Origin of the sequence: Polaribacter sp. 11A2H, assembly GCF_011379025.1 — a bacterium.
Classification (GTDB): Bacteria; Bacteroidota; Bacteroidia; order Flavobacteriales; family Flavobacteriaceae; genus Polaribacter.
In genome coordinates, this window is the sequence record NZ_WTLD01000015.1 from 40,324 (window position 1) to 62,563 (window position 22,240).

Here is a 22,240-nt window from a genome sequence, read left to right on the forward strand (position 1 = left end):
TATTAATATGAGACATTTAAAACCTAAAACGAGTAACTTAAATAGATTTTTTAAATCTATATTTTTTGTTGCTGCGTTATTACTTACATCTTCTATCTTTTCTCAAACGGTAACTGTAGACGATACTAAAACAACAGAACAACTTACAAACCTACTGATAGATAATTCTTGTATAAATCTAACTGATGTAGCTATTTCTTCTAGTAAATCTGTTGCCACTTTTAATAATAATAGTAGTAGTTTTCCTATTTCAGAAGGAATTATTATAAGAACAGGTAATGCTAAAGATACGGAAGGACCTTTTACCAATACTAAATTAAGTAGTGAAATTTCTACAAGTGGAGATGCTGATTTACAAAGAATTAGTAACAATGACGGAAATACAAAGAATATTACTGATGTAGCTTTCTTAGAATTTGACTTTACACCAATAGATAAAGAATTTAGTTTTAATTACATATTTGCCTCTAATGAATATGGTACATTTCAATGTGTAGGAAGAGATCTTTTCGCCATAATATTAACAGATTTAAGTACTGGAAAATCAACAAACATAGCAACCTTACCCGACAATGCAAATATATCTGTAAAAAATATAAAAAATAACTTATATAATGGTGAGTGTAATTCTAATAATGAAGATTCCTTTGGATCATATTATGACCTTAAAAGTCTTAATACTATAATTAATATGAGGGGCTTTTCTAAAATTCTAAATGCCTCTGCAACCGTAGTTCCTAATACTAAATATAACATAAAATTTGTAATAGGAGATTACGATAATTCAGATTATGATTCTGCTGTTTTTATAGAAGCAGGAAGTTTTAATAATACTTTAAATTTAGGAGGAAATAAGGAACTTTGCGGAGGAGATGATGTTATTATAGATTCTGGTTTTTCTAAAACAGATGGCTTTAATTTTGAATGGACTAAAAATGGTACTCCATTAACAGATAATGGAACTAAAATTACAGTAAATACTATAGGTACATATGCACTAACAATTACATCTTTAACAGACCCTAGTTGTCTATTAACCGATGAAATAAAAATAGAAACAATTAAAGCGACAGATCCTGGAATTATTAAAATATGCACAGAGCTTACAACTTCTAATATTTCAAAAGAAGTAGATAATAAAATACTAAATGGATTAGAAGCTAAAGATCATACTATTATCTATTATGAAAATGAAGAAGATGCTACAAAAAATCAAAATTCAATTACAGATCCTACAAAATACCCAATAACAAGTAATACATTTAAACTTTGGGCTAGACTTTCTAACAATACTAAAACTTGTTTCGATATTGTTAATTTTAATGTAGAAGTTACTACCAAGGCTTCAATAATTAAATTGCCAGATGCTTATGTCTGTTCAGAATTTACATTACCTCCATTAACTAATGGGGCCAAATATTTTACTGATTTTAAAGGTAGAGGAATAGAATTATCTCCTGGAGATAAAATTACTGAACAAGATTTAATTTATATTAATATTGGTGGTGCTAGTTCATGTTATTCAGAAACTTTTTTTAGAGTTTATTTTATTGATGATTATGTAAGAAAATTAGAATCAGAATTAGTAAAATGTGAATTTTTCACAATACCGAGTACACCTTTTGGAAGATTTTATAGTAAAAAAAATGGTGTTGGAGATCCATTGAAAACAAATCAGAAAATTACAAAAGACACAACTATTTACCTTTATTCTGAGTTAAATGGAGCATTTTGTAAAGATATAGAATTCAATATAACGATACTTCCATCACCTCCAGTAGATGTTTTAGACCCAATAATAACTTGTGATTCTGTAACTTTAGAGAGTTTAACTAATGGAAACTATTATACTGGTCCAGATGGTACTGGTGAACAATTAAATGTAGGTGACATAATATCAGAAACACAACTTGTTTATATCTATAATAAAGACTTAATTACAGGGTGTGAAAACGAAAGTATGTTAGATATAACAATTATAAAAAAAGAAGACATTGAAGAATGTGAAAGTTATACAATACCTGATACAATTGGAAAATATTACACAGACAGCACCAAATTGAATGAAATAATTCCAGGGACTACAATAACCTTAACACAAACGGTCTTTTATTATGCAGATGAAATAACAACTACTCCTAATTGTACCGGTTATGATATAGAAATTAAAATTAATCAACTTCCAGAAGTAGACTCACTAAGCGATTTTATAAATTGTGAAAATGACTTACCAAAACTACCTAAATTAACAAATGGAAAATATTACACAGAACCTGAGGGATTAGGTGATGAACTCTTAGAAGGAGATGAAATAAGTACCTCACAAACAATTTACATTTATAATAAAGATTTAATTACCAATTGTCCTAATGAAACAAGTTTTTTAGTAACAATTATACCTGTTCCTACAATACCGGTTTTCTTTGATAAACCTGTGTGTGAACCATATAAATTACCTGCTTTAAGTTCTGGTGGAAAATATTTTACAGAAACCAATGGAAAAGGTATAGAATTGAAACCAGGTGACCTAATTACAGAAACTAAAGACATATACGTCTATTATCAAGCCCCAGAATTGGCTACTTGTGATAATGAAGCTATTTTTAAAGTAACTCTTTTAGAAATACAAGTGGACGTTCTTGATGATATAAAAGCTTGTGAATCATTTATACTACCAAAGTTAACAAAACCAGGAGGCTATTATAAAAATACTGATAAAACAGGACCTTTAAATGCGGGTGATGTAATTACAACAGATCAAACAATCTATATTATTGGTAATAATATAAGATTTACTGATTGTCAAAATATAAGCTCTTTTGATGTAAGAATTTTTACTGAACCAAATTTAGGAACATTAAAAAACATAGAACTATGTGGTTCTGTCACATTGCCTACAATTACATTACCAAACATTATAGTAGAATACTATAGAGATAAAGCTAAAACCGATTTAATAGACCCAACTGAATATACTATTACAGAATCTGGATTGAAAGATATTTATGTACACGCATATCAAGAAGAAAACCCATCTTGTTCTGTAGATGATATGTTTTCAATAACAGTACATCCTTTATTAGATTTTAATGTACAAGGAGGGGCTATTTGCGTTGATCCACTAACTAACCAAACTATTAATCCTTTTTTAATAGAATCAAAGTTAGATGCCAGTGTTTATGATATAAAATGGTATTTAGACGGTGATCAGATAAATATAACCTCTGTTGCTAATTGGAACGCAACAAAAGCAGGAACTTACAGAATAGAAGCTACTAGAATAGACCCTATTAATAATAATGATTGCGATTACAATCCAACAGAAGTAGTTATAGTAAGTTCTAATCCTGAATTTGAAATTAATGTATTAAGTGATAATTTTTCTAACTTATATGCTATAGAAATTATTACAATTACGGAAGGTATTGGTAACTATAGATATTCTTTAGATGGTAAAAGTTTTCAAACTTCTAATATATTTGATAATATTAAACCAGGTAATTATACAATTTTAGTTGAAGACCTTACAAGTATTTGTAATGATATAAAACTTGAGTTTACCGCATTAAATAACCCAATTTATTTTGATCCTAATAAAGATGAATGGAATATTACAGACTTAAAAGATGATCCAACAGCAACCATAGATATTTTTGATAGATTTGGTATATTTATAAAAACTATAAAACCGAGTGGTCCTGGTTGGAAAGGTTTAAGTAGCAACGGAAATAGAATGCCAAGTACAGATTATTGGTATGTATTAAAATATACTGACGAAGATGGAAACCCTGCAATTTTTAGATCTCATTTTTCTTTAATAAGAAAATAAGTAATATTCTTTAAAACTGATTAAAAGACTTAAATTTGCAGTTCAAAATTATACAATGCTCATTAAACGAATAGGATATTATTTAGTAGGTTTATCATTAGGCTCTATTGCTGTATATTTTTTCTGGCAAAAGAAACAAGCTACTTTCGATTACGGAATGGATGCCAGAACCCTAAAATCTATTAGAATTAAAGAACGCTTATTTTCTGATGACGCTAAAAATGCGATGCATAAATATGATATTGATTCTTTAAAAATTAACACTATTTTATATACTGGTGATGTTGATTTTGGAAATAGCAAACCTAGACAAGAACCTTGCCCTGAATATTATATTACAGGTACTAAAGAATTAGAAAAAATTAGCTTGTTAGTTAAACGTTGTGAAACTACTTCTACTATCGAAAAAATTATTGTAAAATAGTATTGTTTTGTAATTATCTATAAATTGACAATTACAGTATATATATCTTAAAAAAAAGTCCTTTCTATTAAAATAGAAAGGACTTTTTTTTTATTCAGTTTTTAAATTTTCATGATAATATTTCTCAATCTTATCTACATTTTTAATTGTTTTCTTTACCCAATCAAAATATAAAATCTCTTTTTCTTCTTTGGTTAATTGCCAATCTACAGAAGAGTTTCTTAACTTAGTAGTTACGTCTTGCAAAATAATAGCTGCAGCAACAGATATGTTTAAGCTCTCTGTAAACCCAACCATAGGTATTTTTAAAAACCCGTCTGCTTGTTCTTTTACAGTTTCTGAAACGCCCTCTGCTTCTACTCCAAATACAAAAGCAGATTTTTTAGTAACATCAAAATCTTGTAATAAACAAGAATCGTTGTGCGGCGTCGTTGCAATAATTTGATACCCTTGCTCACGTAAATGATCTAAACAAACTTTGGTATTGTCTCCGTCTTTTTTATAACGTTTAGAAGTCACCCATTTTTGAGAGCCTTTAGCCACATGTCTAGAAACTTTATTGGTGTATTTGTTTTCTATTGCATGTACGTCTTGTACGCCAAAAATATCTGCAGTTCTAACAACTGCACTTGCATTATGAGGTTGAAAAATATCTTCTAAAACCACCGCAAAATGTCTGGTTCTATCTTCTAAAACTTTCTTAAAAAGATTCTTTCTTTTATCTGTTAAATAGGTTTCGAAGTAGTTTAATAGTTTTTCATCAATCATAATTACAAACTTAGAATTATTATTTCTATCTTCATTAAAGATTTTATAAAAATACAAAAACCAATTTTCTAATGAAAAGATTAGTTGTTTTAACTGGAGCAGGAATTTCCGCAGAAAGCGGGATACAAACCTTTAGAGATGCAGATGGATTGTGGGAAGGACATAATGTTATGGACGTTGCTTCTCCAGAAGGTTTTGCAGCAAACCCTACATTAGTTTTAAACTTTTACAACGAACGCAGAAAACAATTGCTAGAAGTTTCGCCAAATAAAGGTCATATTAATTTAGTTGCGTTAGAAAAGGATTATAATGTAGAAATTATTACCCAAAATGTAGATGATTTACACGAACGAGCAGGTAGTAAAAACGTTACTCATTTACATGGCGAACTTTTAAAAGTTAGAAGTTCTGTTGATGAACAAAATGTACTCGATTGGAAAAAAGATATAATTTTAGGGGATTTATGTACTAAAAAAAGCCAATTAAGACCTCACATTGTTTGGTTTGGCGAAATGGTACCGATGTTAGATAAAGCGATAGAAATTACTAAAAATGCAGATATTTTGGTCATTATTGGTACTTCAATGCAAGTGTATCCAGCGGCTGGTTTAGTCGATTATATAAAACCGAATACTCCAATTTATTTCATAGATCCTAAACCTGCAGTCTCTAAAGGTCGTTTTAATAATTTGACAATTATTGAAGAAGTTGCGACTACCGGAACCGAAAAACTGATGGAGTTGTTGAAAGGTTAAATTAGCCCGTTCATTCTTTTTTATCACCTGTCATTTCGAAATGAGCTTTTCTGCCTTTCGACTTCGCTCAAGATAAACTAATGAGAAATCTCATAACAGTGAAACTAAAAAATGGAGCATCGTTATGCGATTTCTCACAAAAGGTCAAAAATGATAACTAAATTTAGTTTTTAGGATACGTTTATCCATTAAATATCTATACTTTATTTTCTAACGACTGTCATTTCGAAATGAGCTTTTTTGCGATTGAGAAATCTCATAATACTTCTAGATTCCTCTTCGTACCTCATTCGTAATGACATAGAACATGTTAATTAAAAATAGTCTGCAAACAAGGTTAGCCCTGATTGTATCAATTGTTTGAGCTCTTTTTTATTCTTTTTCGGAATAAAAAAAGCGAGTGTCTTTCAACTACGCTCAAGACAAATTCCAATCAGGAAATAGCTTCTAATAAAAATTAATCAATCATGTTTTTTAAGTAAAACTGCTCTACTTTTTCTCTTGCCCAAGGTGTTGTTCTTAAAAACTTTAAAGAAGATTTATACGTTGGGTTGTTTTTAAATGCGTTAATATTTAAACTATCTCCTAATTCTTCCCATCCATATTCTTTAAACAATTGTTCTAACATGGTGGCTAATTTTATACCGTGTAACGGATTATTTGGTTGTTCGTTGCTCATTAATTATCTAAATTTGGTAAAACAAAATCGTCTAAAACAGATTTTTTTGCCATCATTTTTTCTATTTCTTTTACGGTTCTTGGTGCTGCTTCAGAAAGGTTTACGGGACCGCTTTTGGTCACTAAAATATCATCTTCTATACGTATACCAATTCCCCAATATTTTTTATCGCAATTACTACCTTCTGGAATGTAAATTCCGGGTTCCATGGTGGCAATCATATTTTCTTCAAAGTTATTATAATTTCCTGGATCGTGCACGTCTAAACCAATATGATGTATGGTTCCGTGTGGTAAATAAGAGTGTTTTTCATCTACATATTTTATTATACCTAATTTAAACAAGCCTTCATTTACTATTTTTACTGCTGCTTTGTTTGGCGCACTCATTTTACCGCCAACGGTATATAAAGCAATACCTGCTTCTTGGGCTTTATAAACGATATTGTAAATTTCTTCTTGTTCTTTGGTGAATTTTCCGCTGGCAGGAATTGTACGTGTTACATCTGCAGTGTAACCTCTATATTCTGCACCTAAATCCATTAAAACCAAGTCGTTTCCAATTTTTGTTTTATTGTTTTCTATATAATGTAAAATACAACCATTATTTCCGGCACCTACAATAGATGGATATCCTTCGTATTCTGCTCCGTATTTTTTGTACACAAATTCATGAATTCCTTGTAGTTCTGTTTCCGACATGTGCGGTTTCATAGCCTTCATTACTTCTATTTGACCTATTGCAGAAATACGTACTGCTTTGGTTAATAGTTTTACTTCTTCGGCAGTTTTAACTTCTCTTAGCGTCGCTAAATTATTTGGTAAGAAAGAAAAATCGAAATTGTTTTTCTTTTTTGCTTTTAGATTTAAACTGATTTTTTGTTTAAAATCTTTTAACTCATTATTGTTTTTTGCACTTGCAAAATCCATTATTAATTTATCTTCTTGCAATTCTGGAAATTGTGTAAGATCTTGATTGATTTTTTTAGAAAGTTCAATCATGTTTTTATCAGGCACATTTGCAATCTTATGATATGCATTCTCTACATTTTTAGATGAAAATTGAATATCATTAAAACCAGATTTTTCTTTAAAACTAGCCACTAAATCGTAAATTTCTGCTTTATTTCTAGCTGAATTTCTGTAATCATCCTTAAAGCCTTCTATGTAAACCTTCTTAAATTTCTTAAAATCGATTTCTGTTTTTATAAAATCTTCTGCATTTAATACGGTATTAAAACCTAATTCTGTTGCTGCTTTTTCTGCACCTAAACGTTTTCCGTACCACATTTCTGCTTTAGGATCTTTTTTCTGAACGTATAAAATTTCGCTGTAAGATGCTCCTTTTATATCTGTTTGTTTTTCTGAAAACAATACTAAAACCGCATTTGGTTCTCTATAACCTGTTAAATAATAAAAATTTGGATCTTGATGAAATACATAATCTACATCATTCGCTCTGTTTCTTATAGGGTTTGCAAACACAACAGTTACAGAGTTTTCTGGCATTTTAGAACGCAAAATAGCACGCCTTTCTTTATGAAATTCTTTTGGTAAATAATCTGTAGGAATTTGTGCCATACTATTTAAAGTAAATAGTAAAAAAGTGACAACTAAAAAGTTAAAAACTTTCATAAAAGTAGATTTTTATAGAGAATTTCAAAAGTAACATTTATTATTTTCTAGTTAAAAATATTAACAAACTATTAGTGATTGATAATTCCATTTTTTTCAATAAATTAGCTGAAATTTTAAGAAATCTATACATGAAAAATATTGCATTAAATAATATTCACGTTGCTTTAGGTGCTAAAATGGTTCCTTTTGCGGGCTACAACATGCCTGTACAATATGAAGGAGTTACCGCAGAACATTTAACCGTTAGAAACGCTGTTGGTGTTTTTGATGTAAGCCACATGGGAGAATTTTTGGTTGAAGGAGAAAATGCATTGTCTTTAATACAGAAAGTTACGTCTAACGACGCTTCTAAACTAGAAATTGGAGATGCACAATACAGCTGTTTCCCTAATGAAGACAACGGAATTGTAGATGATTTAATTTGCTATAAAATTAAAGAAAACACGTATTTATTAGTAGTAAATGCTTCTAATATTGAAAAAGATTGGAACTGGATTTCTAAATACAATGAAGAATTTAATGCTGATTTAAAAGATTTATCTGAAGGTTATTCATTATTAGCGATACAAGGTCCTAAAGCTATTGAAGCAATGCAATCTATAACTTCTGTAGATTTAGCAAGCATTCCTTTTTATAAATTTAAAATTGGTGATTTTGCGGGAATTGACAATGTAATTATTTCTGCAACTGGGTATACTGGTTCTGGCGGATTTGAAATTTACTGTAAAAATGAAGAGGCAACTCAAATTTGGAACAAAGTTTTTGAAGCTGGAGCAGATTTTGGAATTAAACCTATTGGTTTAGCGGCAAGAGATACTTTGCGTTTAGAAATGGGATATTGTTTATACGGAAATGATATTAATGACACAACATCGCCAATTGAAGCTGGATTAAGCTGGATTACTAAATTTACTAAAGATTTTGTAAATGCAGAAGCTTTAGCAAAAGAAAAAGAACACAAACCAGAGAGAAGATTGGTTGCTTTTGAATTGGACGAAAGAGGAATACCAAGACATGGGTATGACATTGTAGATGGTAGCGGAAACGTAATTGGAGAAGTTACTTCTGGTACAATGAGCCCTTGTTTACAAAAAGGAATTGGAATGGGGTATGTACCAAGAATTTTATCGAAAGCAGGTACACAAATTCATATTCAGGTTCGTAAAAAAGCGATTCCTGCAACGATTGTAAAATTGCCTTTTTACAAAGGATAACATAAAATAATATGTCCGTTTGAGTGCCGTTGATAACTTTATAATCAATAAAAAATTCAATTGCACTCAAGCAGAAAAATAGTTGTCTTTTATAAGACAACTATTTTTTTATTAAATCACCTTTTGAAATTTCATCAAAAAAATATGAATTGTTTATTAACTGGAGGAACCGGAATTGTTGGAAGTCATATTATTTTTGAATGGTTGCACAAAGCTATCGTTGAAAAAACTGTAAATCATCTTTTTGTGGTGATAAGAGCGAATGAAAAATCTGCTGAACAAAGATTATTAGCTGTTTTACAAGATGCCTCTCGTCCAAGTTTTTTAAATAATTTCACTATTGAATCTTGTCTAGAAAAAATTACAATAATCTCGCATGATTTAGGAAGCATTAGCAAAGAAATTTTAGAAAAATATAATTTTGATACCGTAATCCATTGTGCCGGTTCTACAAACTTATCTAGCACAAGTGATTCTAAGAAAACCGTACACTCTCAAAACTATTTGGTAACCAAACAACTTTTAGAGCAGTTACCAGAACGTGTAACTCGTTTTTTATACATTAGTACAGCCTATTCTTTTGGCATACAAGATGAAAAAGTAAATGATGCTATTGAAAACTATACGGTTAGCAATTTTAGAAATCCGTATGAGCAATCTAAATATGAAAGTGAACGATTTGTAAAAGAAACATGTAAGCAAAAAAACATAGCTTCTCAGATTTTAAGGCCTAGTATTATTTGTGGTCGTTTAATTGATAAACCTTTTTACGAAACACCAAAATATGATGTTTTCTATTCTTGGGCCATCTTTTTAGCAAAGTATGCCACCAAATCTAAAGATGCTTTTAGAATTTGGATTGACACAAAAAGTGGTTTAAATATTGTGCCTGTAGATTTTGTTTCTAAAGCTATTTTATACGCTTTTTTAAATCCGCAGATTAAAGAATTAAATATTGTAAACCCAACACAGATTCTACATAAAGAGTATGTAGGCGATGTTTTAGAGTCTTTTGATGTTAATTCTTATGAATATGTAACCGAAAAGCCAGAGAACTTAAATACTTTTGAAACGCTGTATTACAAAACCATTGGCGATATTTTTGAAAACTATATTTCTATCCCAGATTTACAGTTTAAAACTGATCAAATTTTAAAACTCATTCAGCAATTAAAATTAGAAAACACATTAGGTGTTCATGAAAATTTTATGAACTTGATTAATTTTTCTGTTGAAAAAAAGTTTAGAAAGAGTTATTAATTTACACTAAAAACATTTTAAAACATTGGATTCATTAACACAAATAATTTTAGGTGCAGCCGTTGGAGAAGCTGTTTTAGGAAAAAAAATTGGTAACAAAGCCATGTTGTACGGTGCAATTGCAGGTACAATTCCAGATTTAGATGTACTTTCTGCATTCTTTACAGATTCCGTTACTGCCTTAGAAATGCATAGAGGTTTTACACATTCTATTTTATTTTCGGTTGTATTCGCTCCTATTTTTGCATTTATTGTTACCAGGTATGAAAAATTTAAAAATCTTAAAAGTTGGTCTTGGCTTTTCTTTTGGGCTTTTATAACACACCCTATTTTAGATGCGCAAACTACCTGGGGAACGCAACTTTTTTGGCCCTTAGATATTCGCTTAGCTTTTAAAAATGTTTTTGTAATTGATCCTTTATATACAATTCCGTTTTTGGTGCTTTTAGTTTTGTCTATGCTTCAAAAAAAGGATACCCAAAAAAGACGTTATTATAATAATTTAGGGCTTATTATTAGTAGTTCTTATTTAGTACTTACCATGGTTTTAAAAGGAATTTCTTATCAAACTTTTACCAAAGAATTGGCTACTCAGAACATTCAATACAAAGAAATTGAAACAAAACCTTCACCTTTAAACAGCATTTTATGGACTGCAAATGTGGAGAAAGAGAATGAATATTTAATTGGGCATTCTTCTTTTTTTGATAAAAATCCGATTCAGTTTTATCACTATCCTAAAAATCATGAATTATTAGGCAATTTAATACAGCAGCCAAAAGTACAACGTATGATTGCTATCTCTAAAGGTTGGTATACCATTAATAAAAAAGATGACACCCTGTATTTTAATGATTTACGTTTTGGCACATTAAGTATAAAACCAAATGCTGAAAATTTCGTTTTTAAATATAAAATTGAAGTTGATGCCAATGGAGTACCCTTTTTTATTGAAGAACCCAAAGAAAAAAATGATGCTAAAAAATTGATTTCTGAATTGTGGGAAAGAATTAAAGGGAATTAAACTCAGTATTTTTTCAATTTGAAATTTTAACTCAAAAAAGCTAATTTAGCATACTTCAGATTAAAGGCATGAATATTGATTTGTATCAGAATTAATATTTTAAGAAATTTGAAACCAAGAACAAACTATCTTATGAGAAAATTACTGACAATTATTATCCTTATTTCAACATCAATTGTAAGCGGACAAAACAATAAAGACTCTTTAAACGTAATTTATAAAAACTACTTTGAACTTTTAAAAACAAAAGAAAAATTAGATACCATAGTTCTTAAAGTTAATAACTTTGAAGAATTAATGAAGTCTAATAACCAAATTATTAAAGAACTTTCTGATGCAGAACTTTTTGGTTTAAAGAAACAATTAGAACAACGAAGAAAGAAAATAATAAATACTACAGAATTTGTTTTTGCCTCAAACGCTAGTTTAAATGCTATAAAACAATTAGATGCAACTAGTGATTATCTTACCCAAATTTCTAGCCTTAACAATCCAGATAATTCAGATTTAGGGTTTTCATTATCCGAAGAAATTGCAGAAATTTTAGAAAATAAAATCATAAAAGGAAATAAAAAGATAAATGGAGTTAAAAAATCTAAATTCTTACTTTTTGTAGATAATATTATTAAATCGCCATTAACTCAAGAAATTTCAAGTGCGATACCTGTGGTTAGTTCTATAAAATCTGTAGTAGAATTGGTGATGGGAAATGCACTTAGAGGAAATGATGTTTCTATAGATGATGTTATTGATTTAAAAAAATCTTTAAGTTCATATTTGGTACATTATGAAGGTTTGGCGAAATCACAAACAGAATTTGAACAAAACCTTGGTAATTTAGACATTAGAAAAGAAGGTTTGGTTTTATTGCTAACACAATACACAACAGAACGCTCTAATACACTAAACCCTAATTCTATCTCTGAACAAGATAAAAAATTAACCTTAACAAAGGTAATTAACAAACACTACACCAAGGGTATTATACAACAAAGTGTCGATAAAATAATTAGTTCAAAACCATTAGATTACAACAATCACTTAACAAACAGAAACTTAATGTACCCTACTTATGCTTTAAACCAAGCAAAATTTATACGAGATGAAGTAGAGTCTTTGAGTAAAGAATATATCTCTATTTTTACAACCTATCAATCTGCTTTAAAGCAAGTTTTAGAAAAAAGTAAAGTAATTGGAGACAAAAATAAAATTAACAATAAAATAGCTGAATTAGAAACTAAACTTTTGGCGGTTCAGGTTGCCTTTGATGATAATTTAAATATCTACAGTTTAAATAGTAAGTTTAATGCTTTAATGGAATATTAAACGTTAATAAAACTTTAGAAACAATCATCCGTCAAACCTTGTAATTTTTCTTTAGGATAAAAAAATACAATATCTTTACAACGCAATTACGCTTATATTTTTAGCGTAATTACATCTGCAAATAACTCAATTATTATAAACGATTTCCAAATAATGCAAACTACAAAACTAAGCAAAGAAAGTATATTACCACTCACCTGCTCACGATCTGGAACCTGCTGTTTTGGTAAAGCTGTAATGTTAAACCCTTGGGAGTTGTATAGTTTTAGTAAAGAGAAAAAAGTAAGTCAGAGCGTTTTTAGAGATTTATATACAGATTTTGGAGGTATTCGATTAACTTTTAACGGAAAACCCGATAAAAAGGGACAAAACGCGTGTAGTCAATATATAGATAATCATGGTTGTAGCGTGCACCAAGGTCGTCCGTTGGCATGTCGTTTATATCCATTAGGTCGTCAAATTCAATTTGAAAAAGCACATTATATTTTTGAAGGACCACAATTTCCGTGTTTAACAGATTGTGCAGAAGTTTTAGATTTACCAAAAATGAGTGTTGGTAATTATCTAAAAGGACAAGGTGCAGCACCTTTTGAAAAAGCACAAGATGCATATTTAGATGTAATGCAAAACATTGCCGATATTGCTTTTGAATTGTTATTAGATAGTGGTTTATCCGCCTCTGGCGATACAAAAACATTAACTTTGTGGAGAGAAATGGGCAATGAACTTCCCGAATTATTGGCAGAAAGAATAGGTGCAGATTGGATAGATTCTTTAATGATTCCAGAAATAACGGATGTTATTGATAACCCTGTTGATTTTGCTAAAAAACATAGTGATTTATTGCTATTAAAAGCACAAGAAGAATTTGGTAATTTACAAACACTTAACGAAGTACATAAAGCTGCTGTTTTACTTATGGGTGTTGCTTTACATTTATCTAGAGGTTTGGGCGCAGATACCAAAGGAATTGCAGAACTTTGGGTAGAAACAGCAAAGAGCAATGGTGCGAAAGAATAATATTTTAGAGCTTAAAAAAAGATTTTATTTTTATTTAAAAAAATGTAAGGTTTCTATTTTTAACAGACTATTAATTATCAAAAACTAAATTGAATCAATTTAAAACATCAAATGAAAAAAACAATTATTACATTATTTGCAAGTTTACTACTTATTGTAAGTTGTAAAAAAGCACCAGAAGCAACAAAACAAATAGAAGAAAAACCACAACCTGTTGTAGAAAAAACTTTTTCTCAGAAAATAGAAGTAGCTCATAAAAAAGAGGCTTTTTTAACAAAAGAAGCTGTTCAGTTTGATGCTACCATTGAATTTGGAGGAAATGAAATTTTTAACGCTACAATTACTGTTTCAACAACTTCAGACATTGCTAAAATTACCTATAAAAATGGTGATGAAATTTATGTAAACAAAGAAAATGTTTTTGTTTCACCTAGTTTATCCGAAAATCCTGGGGTTCGTTTTCATGCATATACTTGGAGTTACTTTTTCTTGTTTCCTTATAAATTAAATGATGAAGGAACTAAATGGGATAACAACTTTAAAACAAAAGAAACTACCAACAATTTTGATGTAGCAAAATTAAGTTTTGAAGCAAATATTGGTGACGCTCCAGATGATTGGTACATTGTATATACCGATAAAAAGACACACCTTTTAGAAGATGTTGCCTACATAGTTACTGCTGGTAAAACAAAAGAAGCTGCAGAAGCAGATCCTCATGCTATTAAATATGAAGATTATAAAATGGTTGATAATATTCCTTTTGCTACAAACTGGGGATACTACGGTTGGAACATAGAAACAGGTTTATCTGATAAAATAGGTAGTGCAAAAATTACCAACATCCACTTTGTGGAAGGTTTTAGAAAAGACTTTGCAATACCAGAAAACTATATTAAAAAATAATTATTTATTTATAAATAAATTTAGAATCCCATTGAGAAATCAGTGGGATTTTTTTGTTTACTACAACTTGCTAAGAAATATTAAACCGTGATAAATGTCACGTTTTAACTCAAAAACTCATCGTAAATTTACGATAGAGAATATGAAAAAAAATTTAGACCCCATCGACTATAAAGAAAACACGGAAGCCTTAGCTAAGTTTGCTAAAGCTTTGGCGCATCCAACACGCATAGCTATAATAAAACATCTCGAAAATCAATCTTGTTGTTTTACGGGGGATTTAGTGGAAGTTTTTCCTTTGGCTCAATCTACAATTTCTCAACATTTAAAAGAGTTAAAAAATGCAGGTTTAATTCAAGGTGAATTAAAACCACCGAAAATAAAATATTGTATCAACAAAGAGAATTGGAGCATTGCAAAATCATTGTTTCAACAATTTTTTGAGTGATATTTTTTTAATAACCACATCGCCTATTGGCGATAAACAAGTATAAATAGTATGAGTACAATAATTAAAGTTTTAGGTACAGGTTGTCTGAAATGTAAATCTATGACAGCGGTTGTACAAGAAGTAGTTTCAGAAAACAACATAGACGCCACTATTGAAAAAGTGGAAGGTATCATGAAAATTATGGAGTTTAATGTAATGAGTACACCTGCTTTGGTAATTGATGATGTAGTTACCATTAAAGGAAGAATCCCCTCTAAAGAAGAAGTATTGGCACTCTTAAACTAATTAAATCTCACATTATGAATTATCAAATTAAAGCCTCTTCCCTTTCAAATGCAGATGCTGTTATTCATATAAAAGAATCGAATATTGATTTTGGTACAACTTCTAAAACTGCCGAAACTTTACCTAATCCAGCAGAACTATTCTTAGGTTCATTTGCTGCTTGCATGTTAAAAAAGGTAGAACGTTTTTCGAGAATGATGAAATTTACGTATTCTAAAGCTACGCTTAAAGTAAGTGCCACCCGACTTGAAAATCCGTCAAGGATGGACAATATTATGTATAATTTAACCATCTACAGCAACGACAAAAAACTAAATACAGATTTACTTAAAAAAAACATAGAAAAATTTGGAACTATTTACAATACCATAAAATTGGCTTGTAGTATTTCTGGTACACTAAAAACAATTGAAAATGTTTGATTGGGTTCAAAATTTAGCAGATTGGTTTGTCTATTATGTTTTGAACTTGAGCAAAGAACAACACATTGCAGAAGCGCTCAATTTCTTTATATTCGACACCATAAAAATTTTAATATTACTCTTTGTTATTATCTTTTTAATGGGAATTGTAAACAGTTATTTTCCAATAGATAAAGTTAAAAATTATCTTTCTAGAAATAAATTATATGGATTAGAATACTTAATGGCAAGTCTTTTTGGGGTGGTCACTCCTTTTTGTTCTTGTTCATCAGTTCCTTTATTTATTGGTTTTGTACGAGGAGGAATTCCGTTAGGTGTAACGTTTGCATTTTTAATTACTTCTCCCCTAGTTAACGAAGTTGCAATCGGACTTTTTATCGGTTTATTCGGTGTTAAAACTACCCTAATTTATGTAGTTAGTGGTATTTTATTAGGGACTATTTCTGGAGTAATTCTTCAAAAATTAAAACTAGAAACTTATTTAACACCATGGGTAAAAGAAGTTTTAGCAAAAGCACAAAGAGAACAAGACATCTTTATTGCAGAGAAAAAATCTTTAAAACAACGGTTACCTATAATCTGGAATGAAGTTCTAACTATTTTAAAAGGTGTTATTCCTTATGTAATTGTGGGTATCGCCATTGGCGGATTAATGCATGGTTATATTCCCGAAGGTTTTTTTGAACAATACATGGCAAAAGACAATCTATTTGCAGTACCAATTGCTACCATTTTAGCAGTACCCATGTATTCTAACGCATCCGGAATATTACCAGTAGCGCAAGTTTTAGTGGCAAAAGGTATTCCTTTAGGAACCGCAATTGCTTTTATGATGGGGGTTGTTGGCTTGTCTCTACCAGAAGCAATGCTTTTAAAGAAAGTAATGACTTTAAAACTGATCGGAATCTTTTTTGGCGTGGTTACGCTTTGCATCATCATTTCTGGTTATTTATTTAATATGATTTTATAAGAATTAATATGGCTCATTCACACAATCATACTCCACCTTCCTTAAGTTCTAAAGATATTAACCGTTCTTTTTTAATTGGTATCGGTTTAAATGTGGTGTATGTTATTATAGAATTAGGTTATGGTTATAAAATAGGTTCTACAGCTTTACTTTCTGATGCTGTTCATAATATTGGTGATATTTCGGGCTTATTATTGGCTTTTTTAGCTTTTCGATTATTACGATTTAAACCCAATGCTGTATTTACGTACGGACTAAAAAAAGGCTCTGTTGTGGCTTCTTTTCTCAATTCAATATTGTTAGCTTTTGCTATTGGAGCTATAGCATGGCAAGGGTTTAGAAACATTCTACACCCTACAAATATCAACGGAAATGTGGTTATGATAGTGGCTGCAATTGGTATTGTAATTAATTTTTCTTCTGCACTTTTATTTCATAAAAAAAAGAAAGACGATTTAAACATAAAAGCAGCCTATTGGCACTTAATGGCAGATGCCTTGGTTTCTTTAGGTGTTGTTTTATCTGGATTCATAATTAAATATACCGGTTGGAATTTCATAGATGGTGTTACCGCTATTTTAATCGCTATAGTGATACTAATTAGTACTTGGAGTCTTTTTAAAGATAACCTTATTGCTATGATGGATGGTGTACCAACATCTATTGATATAAACGAAATTACAAAACATCTTATATCAATTAAAGGAGTTTTAGGAATTCATCATGTTCATATTTGGAGTATGAGTACTAGTGAAAATGCTTTTACGGCTCATATTGTTGTAAATAATTTGGATGATTTATCTACCATTAAAAAAAATATTAAAGAAGAACTCTTGGCGCATCATATTACGCATAATACACTAGAGTTTGAAACTACAGATGAAAAGTGTACCGAAAAAAATAGTAAATAAATCTAAAATAAAATTAATAAAAAATTAAGCAGGTTGTTATATTCTTTTAGGATGTAATTCTAGTTATTCTGCGATCAAGTTGAACTTATACTTTGGAGAAAGTAAGTTTCATATAGCTTGTTTTTTTAATCAGAATAGAGAACAGTTTTTAGCTTATTTATTAATTATTATTGGTTTGATTATGTTGAATAGTATCAAACTTTTTTTTTAGGAAAATCTAATTTTGAAAAAATTTACCTAATAAATTTAATGGAAAAGGTTTACAATAAAACTACCAAAATAGAAAAGTCATGCAAGTCAATGCTATTATCGTTTTATATTGACAGAACTGAATTCTGTTGCTATTTTTAGAAGAAAAAAAAATATAAAACATGAGCACTAGTCTAACGTATAAACCTCTATTTTAAAATAGGTTAATTTTTAATTTGTTCTACAGAAATACTTTGTTCTAAAGAGTGTGCTACAGGTCCGAATTGATTAAAAATAGCAACATCAACAGCATCAAGACCATAACCCACAGTTACATAGCCACCTTTTTGTCCGGTTTGAGTGGCATCAAAAGTATACCATCGCCCACCAACATAAGCTTCAAACCAGGCATGCATATCCATTGGTTGTAATTGGTGTAAATATCCTACTACCATACGAGCAGGAATACTTAAACTTCTACATAAAGCAATGCCTAAATGCGCTAAATCTCTACAAACCCCAGAGCGTTTACTATACACTTCTGTAGCAGAAATAGGATAATCACTACTCCCAGGAATATAACTTATATTAGTCCGCAGCCATTCTTCTATTGCAAATACTTGTTTATAACCAGCGGGTTTATCTAAAGTAATAGCATTTGCCAAATCATTAAAACGGTCAGATTCGCAGTACCTACTTGGTAATAAATAGCAAAGTACATCATTGGGTAGCTGCGCAATCTCTACAAAGGCAGCATCAAAATTAACATCCACAAATTCAGAAGTTTTTACATCTGAACTCGTATAAATAGAAAACTGACCTACTGGAGCAACAAACCGTTGGTATAAATTACCATAATCGTCTGTAAATTCAAGAATTTTTATATTGGGTGTTATTTTAAATTCGTCGCGCTCAATCCACTGTTCTGCTCCGCTTCGAGGACGCAATCTTAAAATAAAAGGAGTAGGTATTTCTATATTAAAAACCAAATTACAACGAACACGTAACCACATAAGCAAACCTTATTAATAACAGTTGTTATTACCAAAATTGGCAATATTTAAAGTTAACTTATTAAAATTATAATAGTGTTAATTTAAATGCAATAGTTGTACTATAAATTTGCTTGAACAATAAAATTTTGTCTTAAAATTAGCAATTAAAAATATTGCTTATTCCTTTGTAATTTTCAATTTAAATAATTTGTAAGAATAATAGGACTTTTAATTTTTCATTAAAAAAAATCCCAATAATTTCTTATTGGGATTTTCTAATATTTATAAAAATAAATCTAAAATTAGAATTTATTATACATTAAATCTAAAATGCATGATATCACCATCTTTAACAACATATTCTTTACCTTCTACTTTCATTTTACCAGCTTCTTTTACTTTCGCTTCAGAGCCATAAGTAGCAAAGTCTTCATAAGCAATTGTTTCTGCTCTAATAAAACCTTTTTCGAAATCTGTATGGATAACTCCTGCAGCTTGTGGCGCAGTAGAACCAATAGGAATTGTCCAAGCTCTAACTTCTTTTACACCTGCTGTAAAATAGGTTTGTAAGTTTAATAATTTATATGCAGAACGTACTAATCTAGAAACACCCGCTTCTTCTAAGCCAATATCTGCTAAAAACATTTGTCTTTCTTCGTAATCGTCTAATTCTGTAATATCTGCTTCTGTACCAACTGCCAAAACAATAACTTCTGCATTTTCATCTTTTACAGCCTCTCTAATTTTTTCTACATATGCATTTCCAGAAACTGCAGAACCTTCATCAACATTACAAACATATAACACTGGTTTTAAAGTAATAAACTGTAATGGTTGTACAAACTCCATTTCTTTTTCTGTAAACTCTAAAGTTCTTACAGAAATTCCTTTTAATAAAGTTTCTTCAATTTTAAGTAAAACTACTAATTCTGCTTGCGCTTCTTTATTACCTGTTTTTGCAGTTCTTTTTACACGCTCTAAACGTTTTTCTACTGCTTCTAAGTCTTTTAATTGTAATTCAATATCAATTGTTTCTTTATCTCTAACAGGATCTATAGAATTATCTACGTGTATAATGTTATCATTATCAAAACAACGAATTACATGTAAAAGTGCATCTGTTTCGCGAATATTTGCTAAAAACTGATTTCCTAAACCTTCTCCTTTACTTGCTCCTTTTACCAAACCAGCAATATCTACAATCTCTACAGTAGCAGGCTGAACTCTTTCTGGGACAACTAATTCTTCTAATTTTTCTAAACGTGTATCTGGCACGTTTACAACTCCTAAATTTGGCTCAATTGTACAAAAAGGAAAGTTAGCACTTTGCGCTTTTGCATTTGATAAACAGTTAAATAAAGTTGATTTTCCTACGTTTGGTAATCCTACAATTCCGGCTTTCATGTAAATAAATTTTGCGAGTGCAAATATAACGCAACTTTCATAAAAATAGAATTAAATCAATAAAGAAAGCTTAGAATGATCCTTTTTATTTATTTTTAAAAAATATTTTTCATATTTAAAGTTCTAAATGAACAAAATAACAGATCAATTTATTTGGAAAGCCTTAAAAGAAGGAGATCTTAGAGCGTTTTCTACACTCTTCGAAATCTATTATCCTCAACTGCATAGTTATGGCCTAAAAATTTCTAAAGACGTTGCACTTACAGAAGATTCTTTGCAAGATTTCTTTTTATATGTTTATGAACATAGAGAAAACTTAAGTGATTTAGAAAGCATTGCTCCTTACCTATTTACTTCTTACAAACGTTTTTTGTTAAAGATGATGCAAAAAAACGCAAAAGTAACACACACAGATTTTTCTAATGTTCATTTTGTAGATTTTCAATTTACAGCAGAAGAAATAATGACGCAGCAAGAATCGGAAAGTTTTAAAAATAAAAACCTCTCTAAACTATTAAATAAATTGCCTAAAAGGCAAAAAGAAGCCATTTATTTAAAATACTACAGTGGTCTTAAAGCAAGTGAAATATCTGAAATAATGGGTATAAATTATCAAAGTGTTATAAACTCGCTGCATAAAGCTATTAAAAATTTAAAAGAAGAAATCTCTATTTTAAAATTATTTAATTGAGTTTAACATAAAATTAAGAGTATAAAAAAACTAAATTCTCCTTATATAAGTACAATTCCCTATTATTTGTTACAATGATTAAAAAAGAATACAATACCATAAATGATTTTTTAGATGATACTTCATTTAAAAATTGGGTACTTCAAAATAACGGCACTGATGTTGGTTTTTGGAATTTTTGGATTGCAAATAATCCTCATAAAAAAGAATTAGTAGATACTGCAAAAGACCTTGTTTTAGGTATTTCTTTTAATAAAAAGGATGTTGACAAAGAAAAAATTGCCCTAGAATGGAAAAAATTAGAAACTAAAATTGAAGCTAAAAATCCTATTCTAAAGAAAAAAAGAAATTACTTTAAAGCTTTTAGTGCAGCTGCTTCTATACTTTTGTTAATTTCTATTAGTTTTTATTTTGTATACAATAACTCTAAAATTACGCATAATACTAATTACGGTGAAATTTTAAACCTAAAACTACAAGATGGCAGCCACGTTACTTTAAACTCTAATTCTAGTTTGTCCTACTATAAAAATAAAAGTAGAAAAGTTTGGTTAACTGGTGAAGCTTTTTTTCAGGTGGATAAAAAAACAGCTACAAATGCAAAATTTTGGGTTTTAACAGATGATTTATCTGTAGAAGTTTACGGAACATCATTTAATGTAAATACAAAAAAGAAAAAAACAGATGTATTTTTAGAAGAAGGAAATATTTGGTTAAAATTAAGTAATGGAACCGATAAAAAAATGATTCCTGGTAATTATATTTCTTATTCCTCGGATAAAAATAAAATTTTAGAAGATAAAAATATTTTGAATGCAACCATAAAAACTTCTTGGAAAAATGGTTCTTTATTATTTGAAAACTTATCTTTGGAAAAGGCTATGGAAAAAATAGAAGAATCTTATGGGTATTCCATCATTTTTAAAGATAATTTAACTAAAAATACTTTAATAACAGGAGCTGTTCCAATTACAAATATAGACATCTGTATAAAAGCCATTGAAAAATCTGCCAATGTTACAATTCTAAAAAAGGATAATAACTTAATTATAAGTACAAAGTAGGCATAATTATACATTT

General features: G+C 29.6%; 21 protein-coding genes. 16 read left to right on the plus strand and 5 right to left on the minus strand.

The window, feature by feature from the left end; translation table 11 throughout:
* The first annotated feature begins 7 nt into the window (after positions 1–7).
* Entirely contained in the window at positions 8–3,829 is a 3,822-nt protein-coding gene (locus GQS58_RS15200; RefSeq protein WP_166387445.1) for a choice-of-anchor L domain-containing protein, read from the plus strand.
* 55 nt (positions 3,830–3,884) lie between these two features.
* Positions 3,885–4,253 (plus strand): DUF4258 domain-containing protein, encoded by a 369-nt coding sequence (locus GQS58_RS15205; protein WP_166387447.1) that lies wholly within the window; start codon positions 3,885–3,887, stop codon positions 4,251–4,253.
* A gap of 90 nt (positions 4,254–4,343) precedes the next feature.
* Here the strand turns inward: GQS58_RS15205 and GQS58_RS15210 are convergent, their stop codons facing one another.
* A complete protein-coding gene (locus GQS58_RS15210; RefSeq protein WP_166387529.1) occupies positions 4,344–5,021 on the minus strand; it encodes a TrmH family RNA methyltransferase in 678 nt (225 codons plus the stop codon).
* A 71-nt stretch (positions 5,022–5,092) separates the two neighbouring features.
* Between GQS58_RS15210 and GQS58_RS15215 the strand changes: the two genes are divergently transcribed.
* A complete protein-coding gene (locus GQS58_RS15215) occupies positions 5,093–5,776 on the plus strand; it encodes an SIR2 family NAD-dependent protein deacylase (protein WP_166387449.1) in 684 nt (227 codons plus the stop codon).
* 457 nt (positions 5,777–6,233) lie between these two features.
* Here GQS58_RS15215 and GQS58_RS15220 read toward each other — a convergent pair whose 3' ends face one another.
* Both GQS58_RS15220 and GQS58_RS15225 read right to left on the minus strand, forming a co-directional pair.
* On the minus strand, positions 6,234–6,455 hold the full coding sequence (locus tag GQS58_RS15220; RefSeq protein WP_166387451.1) for a VF530 family DNA-binding protein: 222 nt from the start codon (positions 6,453–6,455) through the stop codon (positions 6,234–6,236).
* Positions 6,455–8,089 carry an aminopeptidase P N-terminal domain-containing protein gene (locus GQS58_RS15225; RefSeq protein WP_166387453.1) on the minus strand — a complete coding sequence of 545 codons (1,635 nt, stop codon included), beginning with the start codon at positions 8,087–8,089 and terminating at the stop codon, positions 6,455–6,457. Before GQS58_RS15225 ends, GQS58_RS15220 begins: the two co-directional genes overlap by 1 nt.
* A 131-nt stretch (positions 8,090–8,220) precedes the next feature.
* On the opposite strand from GQS58_RS15225, the gene gcvT reads away from it, so the two are divergent.
* The 11 genes from gcvT (at position 8,221) to GQS58_RS15280 (ending at position 17,881) form a co-directional block, all read left to right on the plus strand.
* Positions 8,221–9,306 carry a glycine cleavage system aminomethyltransferase GcvT gene (gene gcvT, locus GQS58_RS15230; RefSeq protein WP_166387455.1) on the plus strand — a complete coding sequence of 362 codons (1,086 nt, stop codon included), beginning with the start codon at positions 8,221–8,223 and terminating at the stop codon, positions 9,304–9,306.
* A gap of 144 nt (positions 9,307–9,450) precedes the next feature.
* Entirely contained in the window at positions 9,451–10,566 is a 1,116-nt protein-coding gene (locus GQS58_RS15235; protein WP_166387457.1) for an SDR family oxidoreductase, read from the plus strand.
* A gap of 25 nt (positions 10,567–10,591) precedes the next feature.
* A complete protein-coding gene (locus GQS58_RS15240; RefSeq protein ID WP_166387459.1) occupies positions 10,592–11,590 on the plus strand; it encodes a metal-dependent hydrolase in 999 nt (332 codons plus the stop codon).
* A 132-nt stretch (positions 11,591–11,722) separates the two neighbouring features.
* Positions 11,723–12,916, plus strand: a complete 1,194-nt coding sequence (locus tag GQS58_RS15245; RefSeq protein ID WP_166387461.1) for a hypothetical protein — start codon at positions 11,723–11,725, stop codon at positions 12,914–12,916.
* A 153-nt stretch (positions 12,917–13,069) separates the two neighbouring features.
* On the plus strand, positions 13,070–13,936 hold the full coding sequence (locus GQS58_RS15250; RefSeq protein ID WP_166387463.1) for a YkgJ family cysteine cluster protein: 867 nt from the start codon (positions 13,070–13,072) through the stop codon (positions 13,934–13,936).
* Positions 13,937–14,047: 111 nt separating this feature from the next.
* Positions 14,048–14,842: a hypothetical protein gene (locus GQS58_RS15255; protein WP_166387465.1), complete on the plus strand. Its 795-nt coding sequence runs from the start codon at positions 14,048–14,050 to the stop codon at positions 14,840–14,842.
* Positions 14,843–14,984: 142 nt separating this feature from the next.
* Positions 14,985–15,290, plus strand: a complete 306-nt coding sequence (locus GQS58_RS15260; RefSeq protein WP_166387531.1) for an ArsR/SmtB family transcription factor — start codon at positions 14,985–14,987, stop codon at positions 15,288–15,290.
* A gap of 51 nt (positions 15,291–15,341) precedes the next feature.
* Positions 15,342–15,578 carry a thioredoxin family protein gene (locus GQS58_RS15265; protein ID WP_166387467.1) on the plus strand — a complete coding sequence of 79 codons (237 nt, stop codon included), beginning with the start codon at positions 15,342–15,344 and terminating at the stop codon, positions 15,576–15,578.
* A gap of 14 nt (positions 15,579–15,592) precedes the next feature.
* On the plus strand, positions 15,593–16,000 hold the full coding sequence (locus tag GQS58_RS15270; RefSeq protein WP_166387468.1) for an OsmC family protein: 408 nt from the start codon (positions 15,593–15,595) through the stop codon (positions 15,998–16,000).
* A complete protein-coding gene (locus GQS58_RS15275; RefSeq protein WP_166387470.1) occupies positions 15,993–16,970 on the plus strand; it encodes a permease in 978 nt (325 codons plus the stop codon). Before GQS58_RS15270 ends, GQS58_RS15275 begins: the two co-directional genes overlap by 8 nt.
* Before the next feature lie 8 nt (positions 16,971–16,978).
* Positions 16,979–17,881, plus strand: coding sequence for a cation diffusion facilitator family transporter (locus GQS58_RS15280; protein ID WP_166387472.1), 903 nt, complete (start codon positions 16,979–16,981; stop codon positions 17,879–17,881).
* Positions 17,882–18,294: 413 nt separating this feature from the next.
* Here GQS58_RS15280 and GQS58_RS15285 read toward each other — a convergent pair whose 3' ends face one another.
* Entirely contained in the window at positions 18,295–19,083 is a 789-nt protein-coding gene (locus tag GQS58_RS15285; protein WP_166387474.1) for a transglutaminase domain-containing protein, read from the minus strand.
* Positions 19,084–19,377: 294 nt separating this feature from the next.
* Entirely contained in the window at positions 19,378–20,469 is a 1,092-nt protein-coding gene (ychF, locus tag GQS58_RS15290) for a redox-regulated ATPase YchF (RefSeq protein WP_166387476.1), read from the minus strand.
* A 127-nt stretch (positions 20,470–20,596) separates the two neighbouring features.
* Here ychF and GQS58_RS15295 point away from each other — a divergent pair, with 127 nt between their 5' ends.
* A complete protein-coding gene (locus tag GQS58_RS15295; protein WP_166387478.1) occupies positions 20,597–21,160 on the plus strand; it encodes an RNA polymerase sigma factor in 564 nt (187 codons plus the stop codon).
* A 74-nt stretch (positions 21,161–21,234) separates the two neighbouring features.
* Complete coding sequence (locus tag GQS58_RS15300; RefSeq protein ID WP_166387480.1) at positions 21,235–22,224, plus strand: FecR family protein; 990 nt, start codon at positions 21,235–21,237, stop codon at positions 22,222–22,224.
* Positions 22,225–22,240: the final 16 nt, after the last annotated feature.